This is a genomic window from Streptococcus troglodytae (assembly GCF_002355215.1).
GTDB classification, from domain to species: Bacteria; Bacillota; Bacilli; order Lactobacillales; family Streptococcaceae; genus Streptococcus; species Streptococcus troglodytae.
On the sequence record NZ_AP014612.1, the window covers coordinates 539,681 to 552,908 of the forward strand.

The 13,228-nt window shown below is 38.2% G+C and carries 9 protein-coding genes; 5 read left to right on the forward strand and 4 right to left on the reverse strand.

Translation table 11 applies throughout. The features are described from left to right. Window positions 1-43: 43 nt before the first annotated feature. Window positions 44-1,237 carry a methionine adenosyltransferase gene (metK, locus tag SRT_RS02885; RefSeq protein ID WP_128832963.1) on the forward strand — a complete coding sequence of 398 codons (1,194 nt, stop codon included), beginning with the start codon at window positions 44-46 and terminating at the stop codon, window positions 1,235-1,237. 143 nt (window positions 1,238-1,380) lie between these two features. Then, window positions 1,381-2,640, forward strand: a complete 1,260-nt coding sequence (murA, locus tag SRT_RS02890; protein WP_128832964.1) for a UDP-N-acetylglucosamine 1-carboxyvinyltransferase — start codon at window positions 1,381-1,383, stop codon at window positions 2,638-2,640. Between the two features lie 129 nt (window positions 2,641-2,769). On the opposite strand, the gene SRT_RS02895 is transcribed toward murA, so the two are convergent. The 4 genes from SRT_RS02895 to SRT_RS02910 all read right to left on the reverse strand — a co-directional run bounded on the left by SRT_RS02895 (window position 2,770) and on the right by SRT_RS02910 (window position 7,447). After that, complete coding sequence (locus SRT_RS02895; protein WP_128832965.1) at window positions 2,770-3,903, reverse strand: ABC transporter ATP-binding protein; 1,134 nt, start codon at window positions 3,901-3,903, stop codon at window positions 2,770-2,772. A gap of 23 nt (window positions 3,904-3,926) precedes the next feature. Further along, entirely contained in the window at window positions 3,927-4,739 is an 813-nt protein-coding gene (locus SRT_RS02900) for a sugar ABC transporter permease (RefSeq protein WP_373276259.1), read from the reverse strand. 22 nt (window positions 4,740-4,761) lie between these two features. Continuing rightward, complete coding sequence (locus SRT_RS02905) at window positions 4,762-6,123, reverse strand: carbohydrate ABC transporter permease (protein ID WP_128832967.1); 1,362 nt, start codon at window positions 6,121-6,123, stop codon at window positions 4,762-4,764. Window positions 6,124-6,199: 76 nt separating this feature from the next. Beyond that, the gene (locus tag SRT_RS02910) at window positions 6,200-7,447 is read right to left on the reverse strand and encodes an extracellular solute-binding protein (protein ID WP_128832968.1); all 1,248 of its coding nucleotides are present in this window, start codon (window positions 7,445-7,447) and stop codon (window positions 6,200-6,202) included. A 788-nt stretch (window positions 7,448-8,235) separates the two neighbouring features. Between SRT_RS02910 and SRT_RS02920 the strand changes: the two genes are divergently transcribed. From SRT_RS02920 to glgP, 3 genes are all read left to right on the forward strand, one after another. Next, window positions 8,236-9,261, forward strand: a complete 1,026-nt coding sequence (locus SRT_RS02920; RefSeq protein ID WP_128832969.1) for a LacI family DNA-binding transcriptional regulator — start codon at window positions 8,236-8,238, stop codon at window positions 9,259-9,261. Between the two features lie 107 nt (window positions 9,262-9,368). Continuing rightward, entirely contained in the window at window positions 9,369-10,898 is a 1,530-nt protein-coding gene (gene malQ / locus SRT_RS02925) for a 4-alpha-glucanotransferase (protein WP_230401486.1), read from the forward strand. Beyond that, window positions 10,870-13,146 carry a glycogen/starch/alpha-glucan family phosphorylase gene (gene glgP, locus SRT_RS02930; protein ID WP_128832971.1) on the forward strand — a complete coding sequence of 759 codons (2,277 nt, stop codon included), beginning with the start codon at window positions 10,870-10,872 and terminating at the stop codon, window positions 13,144-13,146. The genes malQ and glgP overlap by 29 nt, the downstream gene beginning before the upstream one ends. The last annotated feature ends 82 nt before the right edge of the window (window positions 13,147-13,228 follow it).

Below are 13,228 nucleotides of genomic sequence, written 5' to 3' on the forward strand. Positions count from 1 at the left end.
TCTCTTTTTTAGAGAAACATCTATTTTTAAGGGGGGACATTTTATGTCAGAACGTAAACTTTTCACATCTGAATCGGTATCAGAAGGCCATCCTGATAAGATTGCCGATCAGATTTCAGATGCTATTTTAGATGCTGTTTTAGCACAGGATCCCAAAGCCCATGTAGCTGCTGAAACAGCTGTTTATACAGGTTCAGTTCATGTTTTTGGGGAAATCTCTACGACGGCCTATGTAGATATTAACCGTATCGTTCGTAATACCATTGCTGAGATTGGCTATACAGATACTGCTTATGGTTTTTCGGCAGAAACAGTTGGAGTGCATCCGTCATTGGTAGAGCAATCGCCTGATATCGCTCAAGGTGTTAATGAAGCTCTTGAGGTTCGTGGCCATCATGAGCAAGATGATCTGGATGTGATCGGTGCAGGAGACCAAGGCCTCATGTTTGGCTTTGCCGTTGATGAGACGCCTGAACTCATGCCTTTGCCAATTTCTTTAGCTCATCGTTTGGTTAGAAAATTGGCAGAGCTGAGAAAGTCGGGAGAAATTGCCTATCTTCGCCCTGATGCTAAGAGTCAGGTAACGGTTGAGTATGATGAAAATGACAAGCCCGTTCGTGTGGATACGGTTGTTATTTCAACACAGCATGATCCCGAAGCAACGAATGAGCAAATTCATCGGGATGTGATTGAAAAAGTCATTAAAGCTGTTATTCCAGCTGAATATCTTGATGCTAAGACCAAGTATCTCATCAATCCGACAGGCCGTTTTGTTATCGGCGGTCCTCAGGGAGATTCTGGCTTAACAGGGCGTAAGATTATTGTTGATACTTATGGTGGCTATGCTCGTCATGGCGGCGGTGCTTTTTCTGGTAAGGATGCGACTAAGGTTGACCGTTCAGCTTCTTATGCGGCGCGTTATATTGCTAAAAACATTGTAGCTGCAGGTTTGGCTAAGAAAGCAGAAGTGCAGCTGGCCTATGCCATTGGGGTTGCTCAGCCTGTTTCTGTTCGTGTGGATACCTTTGGAACAGCGCTTGTTGCAGAAAGTAAACTGGAACAAGCAGTGCGTCAGATTTTTGATTTGCGTCCGGCCGGTATTATTAAGATGCTTGATCTGAAACGTCCTATCTATCGTCAAACAGCGGCTTACGGCCATGTTGGACGTACGGATATTGACTTACCTTGGGAAAAATTAGATAAAACTGAGGACTTGAAAAAGGCTGTCCAAGCATAAAAGGCGGATTTTCCGCTTTTTTTGTGTTTATAAATTTCATTATTTTATAATAATTCAGTTAGTTTGAAATGTTGTGTAATATATGATAAAATAACTTGGTTAAGATTCTATCGTTTAAGAAAAGTTAAGAAAGTTTTGTTTGCATGAGAAAAATTGTCATTAATGGTGGTAAGCCCTTAAAAGGGGAGGTTGCGGTCTCAGGAGCTAAAAACAGTGTTGTTGCTCTGATTCCAGCTATTATTTTAGCAGATGATATGGTCACACTTGATGGTGTGCCGGCTATCAGTGATGTTGATAGTTTAATTGACATTATGACTTTAATGGGAGCAAGTGTTGAGCGTGATGGTGACAGTCTTAAAATTGATCCGCGCGGTGTAAAAGATATTCCCATGCCTTATGGCAAGATTAATAGTTTAAGAGCTTCATATTATTTTTACAGTAGTTTGCTGGGGCGTTTTGGTCAGGCGGTCGTTGGTTTGCCAGGCGGCTGCGATTTGGGTCCTCGCCCGATTGATTTGCATCTCAAGGCCTTTAAGGCAATGGGAGCAACGGTTTCCTATGAGGGAGAGGCTATGCGTCTTTCAACCGAAGGCAAGCCGCTTAAGGGAGCTCATATTTATATGGATACTGTCAGTGTTGGAGCAACGATTAATACGATGATAGCTGCTAGTAAGGCACAAGGCCGCACTGTTATTGAGAATGCTGCGCGTGAGCCGGAAATTATTGATATTGCAACGCTTTTAAATAATATGGGAGCCCATATCCGCGGGGCAGGAACAGATATGATTATCATAGAAGGTGTTGAAAAACTTCATGGAACGCGTCATCAAGTTATTCCTGACCGCATCGAAGCAGGTTCTTACATTGCTTTGGCAGCTGCTGTTGGTGAAGGAATCAAGGTTACCAATGTGCTTTATGAACATTTGGAGAGTTTCATTTCAAAGCTGGAGGAAATGGGCGTGCGTATGACTATTGAAGAAGACAGTGTTTTTGTTGAAAAGCAGGATCAATTAAAGGCGGTTTCCATTAAGACTTCGCCTTATCCCGGTTTTGCGACTGATCTGCAGCAGCCCATAACACCTCTATTATTAACAGCTGTAGGTCGCGGAAAGATTCGTGATACTATCTATGAAAAACGGGTTAATCATGTGGCTGAATTGGCACGTATGGGAGCTAAGATTTCTGTCTTAGGCGGCCAAATTATCTATGAAGGACCCAATGAATTAAGCGGAGCTCCTGTTAAAGCAACCGATTTACGTGCGGGAGCAGCACTTGTCACGGCAGGATTGATGGCAAAAGGTCAAACGGTTATTACGAATATTGAATTTATCTTGCGCGGTTATTCTGATATTATTCAAAAATTGAATCGTCTAGGTGCGGATATCGAAATTGTTGAAGAATAAGATCAACGGAGTCGATTAAAACGATAAAACAGCCTATCAAACTGATTAAAAATATTCAGCTTGATAGGCTGTTTTTTAGTCCGTCTCAAAACGAGACAGCATTTGGAATAGACAGATATAATTGTTTGATTAATTGATTCGTTTTTCAGTCTCTAAATCAAAGAAGTGTCCCTTAGCAATATTAAAGGTTAATTGTACTTTTTCTCCGGGACTGTGAGAGTCACGGGCATTGACGCGAGCTGTAAATTCAGTACTGCCAAATTTGACATATAGCATGCTTTCGCTGCCTAAAAGTTCTGATACTAGTATGTCAGCTGTAACACTAGCATTTGGAAAAGTCTCGTGGACAATTTGATCACTTGAGATGTCTTCTGGTCGAATACCTAAAGTGACTTTTTTGCCAAGATAACCTTTCTCCTCAAGAATTTTTTCCTGTCCTTGAGGAAGCGCAAAGCTTAGACCATCTTGGTTAACCAAACGCTCTTTTTCAACGGTCACTTCAAAGAAGTTCATAGCGGGACTTCCGATGAAGCCAGCAACAAATTTATTAGCAGGTTCATTGTAGAGTTCCTGTGGTGTTCCAATCTGCTCGATACGACCGATAGAGCCGGTTTTATCTGGGTTTGGAGTAGCACTCATGATAACAATACGATCTGCTAAGGTCATGGCTTCTGTTTGGTCATGGGTAACATAGATAGTCGTTGCCCCAATACGGCGGTGAATTTTAGCGATTTCGGCTCGCATGGCAACTCGAAGTTTGGCATCTAAATTTGACAAAGGTTCGTCCATTAAGAAGACCTTAGCATCTCGGACAATAGCACGTCCCATAGCAACCCGCTGCCGCTGTCCGCCAGAGAGATCCGCAGGCTTTCTTTCAAGAAATTCTGTTAGTCCAAGAATTTCGGCAGCTTCGTATACGCGTTTATTAATATCGTCTTTTTTGTATTTACGAAGTTTTAGGCCAAAAGCCATGTTTTCATAAACGCTCATATGAGGATAAAGAGCATAATTTTGAAAAACCATAGCAATATCGCGATCTTTAGGAGAGGCATCATTCATAATTTTGTCATCAATATAAAGGTTGCCTTCTGTAATATCTTCCAGACCAGCAATCATGCGAAGAGTGGTTGACTTTCCGCATCCTGAAGGACCGACAAAGACAATGAATTCTTTATCATGAATGTCAAGATTAAAGTCTTCAACGGAATAATGCTTTGCATTGGGATATCTTTTGTAGATGTTATCAAGTTTTAAAGTTGTCATAATATCGTTTCCTTACTTTCTTTTTATTTAACAGATCCGCCAGTAATGCCTTCGACGTAATACTTTTGCATGAAAATGAAAAGTATGGTAATTGGAATGGCGATCAGTACAGAACCTGCTGCAAAGGCCATGAACCAATTATTAATGGTATCAGCTTGAAGCATAGAGAAGAGTCCAATCGCTACGGTATATTTGCTGGTGGCATCTCCAAGAATAACCTGAGCAAAAATAAAGTCAATCCAAGGGCCGATAAATGCTAACAGGGCCGTATAAACGATGATGGGCTTAGACAGCGGCAGAGTGATTTTTAAGAAAATATCTTTACGTGTGGCCCCATCAATCATAGCTGATTCATCCAATGAATAAGGAATCGTATCAAAAAAGCCTTTAGCGATATAGAAAGTTAAGGCAGCTCCTGAAGAATAGACCAAAACAAGAGAAGTTAATGTTTGGGTGAGATTGAGTGCTTTTAGAATATAGTAAACTGCAATCATACTCATAAATCCCGGAAACATATTCAGAACAAGAGCTAATTTTAAAAAGCCATTACGGTGTTTAAATTTAATACGGCTAAGCGAATAAGCCATTGCCACTGTGATAGAAGTTGACAGAATACAAGTGGCTGTTGAAACGATCAAGGTATTTAAAAACCAGCGCCCAAACGGGAAAGAAGAATTGGTAAATAATTTGATATAATTATCTAAAGTCCACGTTTTTGGAATAATATAAGGAACATAAGCTGTGCCTTCACCGCGAAAACTCGTCAGGATAACCCAAATGATCGGAAATAGCCAAATGAAGGATAAGAGAATCAGTAAAGCATAGATAGAGCCGATCTGAAGTTGTTTTTTCTTTTCATTATTTAACAGCTCCTTCCTTGTATGATGCTGTATGCGTATAAGCTAAAAGACTGAAGATAGCTGAAATGGCAAAGATAAAGATACCAATAACAGAAGCTAAATTATAGTCTGCAGCATTCATTGTTAGTTTATAAAGCCAAGTGACCAATAAGTCTGTGCTGCCTGCTTGATAGAATTGTGAATTAGTTGGTCCGCCGCCGGTTAAAAGGTAGATGACATTGAAATTATTGATATTTCCAATAAATTGCTGGATTAAAGATGGCATCATAATTAAAAGAATCTGCGGGAAAGTGATGGACTTAAAAATTTGGAACTTACTGGCGCCGTCAATTTCTGCAGCCTCAATTTGCTCACTTGGAAGATTCATGATAATTCCTGTTGCGACTAACATGGTAAAAGGAATACCAACCCACATATTAACGAAGATAATTGAAAATTTTGCCCAAGTAGGATCTGATAGAAATGGCAGAGAATGGGAAATCAGTCCCATTTTTTCTAGGAAAGCATTGAGCGGACCTTGATCATTAAGGAAATTTCTCATCAGCAAAAGTGAAATGAACTGTGGCACAGCGATAGTAATAACAAAAATAGTCCGCCACATTTTTTTCAATTTTAATCCTTTGGCATTGATGATAAGAGCTAGAATGACGCCAAAGAGAAAATTCGTTACGGTTGCGAAAACAGCCCAGATAAGTGTCCAAGAAAGAACAGGGAAGAAGGTTCCAGCCATGCGGCCATTTAAAACATTACCAAAGTTAGCCAATCCTACCCAATCAAAAAGGGATTTAGGCGGAAGATGATTGTGATCATAATTGGTAAAGGCCAGACAAATCATATAAACGAGTGGCAAAATAGTAAAAAGAAGGACACCAATCAACGGAATAAACATCAATGTCATATGGAATCGGCCATTTGCCAAAGTCATAAAATCTTCTTTGAAAGATGGAATGTGACGTCCCTCTTTTTTTAACATATAGAGATTTCTGGCACTTTTAAGATTACACCAATAAATGTAGGCAAAAACCAAACAAAAGATTAGTGAGGCCAATCCAAAAATGAGCATCAGCATCGAATTATCGCCTTCAACTGCCACCTGTAATTTAACGCCATCCACAATTTTTTCTTGCATCCCTTGTGTTTTCGTACCGAGAGTGAGTAAGCCTGAAAAAGCTGGAATAATCTGTGTGACAAAAGCAATTAGAAAAGCTATCTCACTTAATAGAAAGAGGAAGCCCTTTATGAATTGCTTATTCATCAAATTGGCAAATCCCATGATGACAAACGATAATTTGATATCTATTCCGCCCTTTTTAAAGGATTCAAGTACAGATACCTGATCATGAGAAGATGATTGAATCATATTTATCTCCTTTACTTTGTTATTAATTCAGTTAAAAGAATAAGTGAGAAGATTTAATCCCCTCACTTATGATGTTTTATTTAGCAGCTGCTAAATCTTTATCAAATTGTTTTAATTTAGCAAGGTAATCACTTTCTTTAATTTTACCATTGTAAGTATCACTAAGAATAGCTGCGCTTTCCGTCCAGAATGTTGACATTTGGTTGAGTTTAGGCATAACAACAGTATAATCTGAAGAAGATCCCATTTGGATAACAGCCTGTGCGAGTTCATGATTTTTGACTGTATCAGAGCTTTGGACGGTCTTATTAGATGGGATGATGTTGCGTCCTTTTGTCTTAAATTGATTTTCTTGGCTTTCAGCACTTGTTAAGTAAGAAGCTAATTTATAACTAGCAGCAATACGTTTGGTATTTCCTTTAGAAGGAGCCTGATTAACAGCATAGAGTTTAACACCTAAGAAAGCTTTCTGTTGAACTTCTTGACCATTAATAGTCATTTTTGGATAAACCGCAACACCGAGGTTGTTTTTGCCAACTGCCTTTTGTGCGGCTTCATAATCCCAAGGACCTGATTCAAAAGAAGCTACAGAACCATCACCAAATTTAGACATGACATTGTTATCATCAAGATTGACAAAGCCAGCGTTATCTTTTTGACTGGCAATCCATTTCAGAACTGATACACCAGCATCATTTCCCCAGTTAGTTCCTTTGGGATCTTCGCCATTTTTACCAAAGAGTGTATCACCTACTGAATAGAAAAGCGGTGCAGTCGCATAGGCGTTAACTTGTTTGAATTTTGCACCGAAAGTTGCCTTGCTGGTAATAGTCTCATATGATGTGATATCATCAGCTGAGAGTTTTGATTTATTATAGTAAAGCACTTGAGACTCGATTCCAAAAGGAAAAGCATAAGTCTTACCTTTGTACATGGCTCCTGTTGCAGCCTGCTGTGTTTCATTTTTACTGATTTCTTTTGAATATTTTTCAGGAATCTCTTGGATAACACCAGAGTCAACTAACTGACCCAGCTGATCATGCGGCAGCGAGAAAACATCTGCAGCAGTACTAGGATCTTTTTTAATCTTTTCCTGAGCTTTTGGATCTTCAGATTCAATCATCTTTACTTTATAGTTAGAATCTTTTTCAAATTTGTGAACAATGCCTTGGTAAGATTTCTTAGCTCCTGTTGGGACCCAAAGCTTAATGGTTTTGGGATCAGATGCACTTGATTTTGAATCCTTTGATCCACAGGCAACAAGAATGCTGCTTGCAAGCACACGGCCTGCACCGCTAACGACGATTTTTTGCCATGTTTTCATAGCGATTTCCTCCTGAAATGTCTTTGTAATTTTTGTTACAACAATATTATGCAATCGTTTGCAAAAATTGTCAAGCTTTTTTTAAAATTTCATCAAGATATTAAATTATTTTATAGAGAGGAAAACTGGGTGAAGTTAATATTTAAAATGTAGACAAACGTACTATTTTTCAACGTAAAAATTTTTAAGCTCTGCAGATTTCGTGATTATTTCTTTTTATTGGTAAGCAAAGCGATCACCAAACGAGACTTTCCGCTGTGATAAAAGTAGCAGAAACAGTGATGCTTTTGATATTCGGAAGATTTGAGACCTTGGGATCAAATTCTAACTGAACACCGGGCTACGGACGGCTGCAAAAAGATAAACATACCCTAGACGCATGCGTCGTCGGTTAGTTTCCTATTTTGCTCTTGTCCGCTTAACGCCCTTTGTATCTTGGTTTAACTGAACATGGGCTGCGGATTGTGGCAAAAAGAAGAGCTCTCCTAGAATCTTAATGATTCCGCGTCGTACGCCCTATTTTGCCTTTATCCGCTTAACGCCCTTTGTATCTTGGTTTAGGTATGGAATCTCAAAGGCTGAAATAGTCATAAAGCTATTTCAGGTTGAGACATAAGGAAACGAAAGTTTCCTTATTGATACCGTCCGTATCCCCTAAGGAAAGTCTCAAAAAAACTTTTTCTTCAATCTGGTTAATATTTGATTCTTCAAAAATATAAAAGGTTAACCATCTTGCAAGCAGAGCAGAACTGTTGTAAAATAGATTCATTAAAATAAAGGAAAAGTATATGGTTACTATTAAGGATGTTGCAAAAGAGGCAGGTGTGAATCCTTCTACTGTCAGTCGGGTTTTAAAAAACAGTTCCTCCATTTCGCAAAAAACGAAAGATCGGGTTCAACAGGCCATGACAGATTTAGGTTATGTACCTAATTTAGCTGCTCAAATGCTGGCTAGTGGCTTGACTTATTGTGTCGGTGTTGTTTTCCCGCCTTTAACAAGTCCAGATCGTTTAAGCGAACCCTTTTTCATGGAAATATTGGCAGCTATTAATAATGAAGCAAGCCGTAATAAATTCACGGTTTCAATTGCGACCAGTGATACTTTGATGGATCTGAAGGATCAGGTACAACTGATGTATCGGCAAAGACGAGTGGACGGTTTTATCGTGCTTTACTCAGAAAGAAAGGATCCTGTACGTCAATACCTGATCAAAAATAAAATTCCTTTTGTCATTATCGGTGCTCCAGTTGATTATAAAGATGAAACAACCTATATTGATAATGATAACCAATTAATGGCTGAGACTGCTGTGACTTATCTCAATCAAAAAGGACATAAGCAAATCTTGTTTGTCACAAATGATCAAGAAAGTGATGTTTATATTGAGCGTTTTATCGGCTATCAAAAGGGAATGCAAGTATTAGGATTAAAATCATATGACAGTGCTCTTTTTGATTCTAAACAAGCTAGCACGCTAGAGGCCTTTGTTAAAACTGTTCAGAAAGAAAAGATAACGGCTCTCCTTATCATTGGAGATGTTGTTTCTCTTCGGATTATTCAATTTTTGTCTTATTATGGTATAGCTGTACCAGAAGATATGTCTATTGTTTCTTTTAATAATTCCAGTTATGCCACTATTTTGCATCCTTATTTAACAACATTTGATATTAATGTTAATCGTTTAGGAAGAGCGAGTCTGCATTGTTTGGTGGAAAAAGTGCAAAAGCGTCAGTCAAAAGATCAGAAAGTGATCGTTCCTTTTACTTTGAAAAAACGTGAGAGTGTCCGTAATCTTAAAAAAGCTAGAGATTAGAGGTTTAATTTCTAAGCTTTTTTTATTTTTTGAAAAAATTCTTGACTTATGCAAACGATTGCGTTATACTTTTTCTAAGAATGATAATAAAAAAGCGAGGAGACTATATGGAAAAACGCGCAAGTGGTATCCTGATGCATATCAGTTCTCTACCGGGAAAATTTGGAATTGGTACTTTTGGGCAGGAAGCTTATGATTTTGTTGATTTCCTAAAAAAAACAGGTCAAACATATTGGCAGCTCTTACCCTTAACGACAACGAGTTATGGTGATTCTCCTTACCAATCTTTTTCTGCCGTTGCTGGTAATGTGAATTTTATTGATTTTAAGAAATTACAAGAAGCTGGCTTATTGGACGAGGATGACTATAATTCTGTTTCTTTTGGAGAAGACGAAGAAATTGTTGATTATGCTCTATTGTTTAAAATACGTCGGCCAATTTTGGAAAAGGCTGTTATCAATTTTCTGGCAGACAAGGCTAATCTGAAAAAATTGGCTCTGTTTGAAGAAAAAAATGAAACCTGGCTTGATGACTATGCTGAATTTATGGCCATCAAGGAGCACTTTGGCAATAAGTCTTTGCAAGAGTGGGGCGATAAAAAGGCTATTCGCCGTGATGAGGAGCGTTTGGTACGTTATCGTCATTTGTTGGCCGATGAAATTAGCTACCATAAGGTTACACAGTATTTCTTCTTCGAACAATGGCTGGCGCTGAAAGCTTACGCTAATAAAAATAAGATCAAAATTATTGGTGATATGCCTATCTATGTAGCTAAAGACAGTGTTGAAGTCTGGACTATGCCTGAACTCTTTAAGATGGATGATGACTTGCAGCCTTTGTCGGTTGCCGGCTGTCCGCCCGATGAATTTAGTGATGAGGGTCAGTTGTGGGGAAATCCTATTTATGATTGGAAAAAGCATCGAGAAACAGGCTTTGCTTGGTGGATTTATCGTATTCAAGAAAGTTTTAAGATTTATGATATCTTACGGATAGACCACTTTAAAGGTTTCTCAGATTATTGGGAAATTAAAGGCAATTCCAAAACTGCAAAAAATGGCAGCTGGCATCCAGGACCTGGTATCGCTCTCTTTAGGGCTGTTCAAAATGCTTTGGGAGATTTGCCAATTATTGCAGAGGATTTGGGGTATGTAGATGATAGAGCCAGACAGCTTCTAAAGGAAACTGGTTTTCCCGGCATGAAGATTTTAGAGTTTGGTTTCTATGATTTAAGCGGCCGCAGTATTGATATCCCTCACCACTATGTTCAAAATAGTGTTGCTTATATTGGGACGCATGATAATGATGTTGTTAATGGTTGGTATGACAGTCTCAGTATTGAACAAGAAGAATTTGTGGATGCTTATACCAATCGTAAGCCGATTGAACCGGTCAATCAGGCTATGCTTAGACTGCTCTTTTCAACTGTCAGCAATACAGCTATTTTAACCATGCAGGATTTGCTCAATAAGCCAGCCAGCTCTAGGATGAATACCCCATCAACAATCGGAGGTAACTGGCAATGGCGGATGAGAGCAAAAGATTTAACACAAGATAAAATAGACTTTTTAAGTAAATTAACAAAACTATATCAAAGAGGAAATGAAGAAAATGACACAAAAAGCAAAACAATTCAGTAAGTATGTCCAAGAAAAAACAGGTCAAAATCTAGCACAATTAAGCAATGAAGCTATTTATGTTCAGCTTTTGCACTTTGTTAAAGAGGCTGCCAAAGATATGCCTAAAAATACGTCTAAACGTAAGGTTTATTATATCTCTGCTGAGTTCTTAATCGGGAAGTTATTATCAAATAATTTGATTAACTTAGGTCTTTATAAGATTGTTAAGGATGAATTAGCTGCTGCTGGTAAATCCATCAGTCAAGTGGAAGATGTAGAATTAGAACCATCGCTTGGTAATGGTGGTTTGGGCCGTTTGGCTTCTTGTTTCATTGACTCAATGGCAACGCTGGGGATTAATGGCGAAGGTGTTGGACTTAACTACCACTGCGGGCTTTTTAAGCAAGTCTTTCGTGATAATCAGCAGGAAGCTGAACCCAATTATTGGATTGAAGATAATTCTTGGTTAGTGCCAACGACCATTTCATATGATGTGCCTTTCCGCGATTTTACGCTTAAGTCAAAATTAGACCGTATTGATATTTTGGGCTATCACAAGGATAGCAAGAATTATCTAAATCTCTTTGATATTGATGGACTTGATTATGGCTTGATTAAGGATGGTATTACTTTTGATAAGACTGAAATTAAGAAGAATCTGACTCTTTTCCTTTATCCTGATGATTCTGATAAAAATGGGGAATTGCTGCGTATTTACCAACAATATTTCATGGTTTCAAATGCAGCTCAGCTCTTGATTGACGAAGCGCTTGAGCGCGGTTCAAATCTGCATGATTTAGCTGATTATGCCTATGTGCAAATCAACGATACCCATCCATCAATGGTTATTCCAGAGCTTATCCGTCTTTTGAATGAAAAACATGGTTTAGATTTCTATGAAGCTGTAGATATTGTGAAAAATATGATTGGTTATACCAACCATACGATTTTAGCAGAAGCTCTTGAAAAATGGCCTTTGGAATATTTAAATGAAGTTGTCCCGCATTTGGTAACCATTATTGAACATCTAGACCGTATCGTTCGCAGTCAGTATAAGGATGATGCTGTTCAAATCATTGATAGGGATGATCGGGTTCACATGGCTCACATGGATATTCATTTTTCAACCAGTGTTAATGGAGTTGCTGCTCTCCATACTGATATTTTGAAAAACAGTGAATTGAAACCTTTTTATGATATCTATCCAGAAAAATTCAACAACAAGACCAATGGAATCACCTTCCGTCGGTGGTTAGAATTTGCCAATCAAGACTTGGCAGCCTATATTAAAGAATTAATTGGTGAAGGTTATCTTGAAGATGCGACTGAGCTTGAAAAATTATTGGCTTTTGCGGATGACAAGACTGTTCATGAGCAGCTGGCAAAAATCAAGTTTAACAACAAATTGGCTCTCAAACGCTATCTCAAGGAAAATAAAGGAATCGACCTTGATGAAAATTCTATCATTGATACGCAAATCAAGCGTTTCCATGAATATAAACGTCAGCAAATGAATGCTCTTTATGTTATTCATAAGTATCTTGAAATCAAAAAGGGCAATCTTCCAAAACGTAAAATTACTGTCATCTTTGGTGGTAAAGCAGCACCGGCCTATACCATTGCCCAAGACATTATTCATTTGATTCTTTGCTTATCAGAGCTTATCAATAATGATCCGGCTGTTAGTCCTTATCTCAATGTCTTTCTCGTTGAAAATTACAATGTTACGGTGGCTGAAAAATTAATCCCTGCTACTGATATTTCAGAACAAATTTCTTTGGCTTCAAAAGAAGCTTCTGGTACTGGTAACATGAAATTCATGCTTAATGGTGCTTTGACATTGGGTACGATGGACGGTGCTAACGTGGAAATTGCTGAACTTGTCGGTTCAGATAATATCTACATTTTTGGTAAGGATTCAGATACCATTATTGATTTATATGACAAGGGAACTTATGTTTCTAAAGATTATTATGCCAATAATGCAGTCATTAAAGAAGCCGTTGATTTCATCGTTAGTGAGGATATCCTTGCTTTAGGTAAAAAAGAACGTTTAGAACGTCTTTACCATGAGCTTATCAATAAAGATTGGTTCATGACACTAATTGACTTGAAAGAATACATTGCTAAGAAAGAAGAAATGTTAGCTGATTATGAGGATCAAGATGTATGGAATAAAAAGGTTATTCAAAACATCGCTAAAGCTGGTTTCTTCTCATCAGACAGAACAATTCAACAGTACGATAAGGATATTTGGCACAGTTTGTAAAAAGAAATTTACAAAAAGCTAAATATTAGCCTCATCTCAGTTAAATCTAAAAGGAAAAGCGATTGAATCTATTTCAGTTAAA

Bases quoted from the DNA above. Each gene is read 5' to 3' on its own strand.
- SRT_RS02895 (WP_128832965.1), bottom strand. From the start codon at position 3,903: ATGACAACTTTAAAACTTGATAACATCTACAAAAGATATCCCAATGCA.
- glgP (WP_128832971.1), top strand. From the start codon at position 10,870: ATGACACAAAAAGCAAAACAATTCAGTAAGTATGTCCAAGAAAAAACA.
- SRT_RS02905 (WP_128832967.1), bottom strand. From the start codon at position 6,123: ATGATTCAATCATCTTCTCATGATCAGGTATCTGTACTTGAATCCTTT.
- SRT_RS02910 (WP_128832968.1), bottom strand. From the start codon at position 7,447: ATGAAAACATGGCAAAAAATCGTCGTTAGCGGTGCAGGCCGTGTGCTT.
- SRT_RS02920 (WP_128832969.1), top strand. From the start codon at position 8,236: ATGGTTACTATTAAGGATGTTGCAAAAGAGGCAGGTGTGAATCCTTCT.
- metK (WP_128832963.1), top strand. From the start codon at position 44: ATGTCAGAACGTAAACTTTTCACATCTGAATCGGTATCAGAAGGCCAT.
- murA (WP_128832964.1), top strand. From the start codon at position 1,381: ATGAGAAAAATTGTCATTAATGGTGGTAAGCCCTTAAAAGGGGAGGTT.
- malQ (WP_230401486.1), top strand. From the start codon at position 9,369: ATGGAAAAACGCGCAAGTGGTATCCTGATGCATATCAGTTCTCTACCG.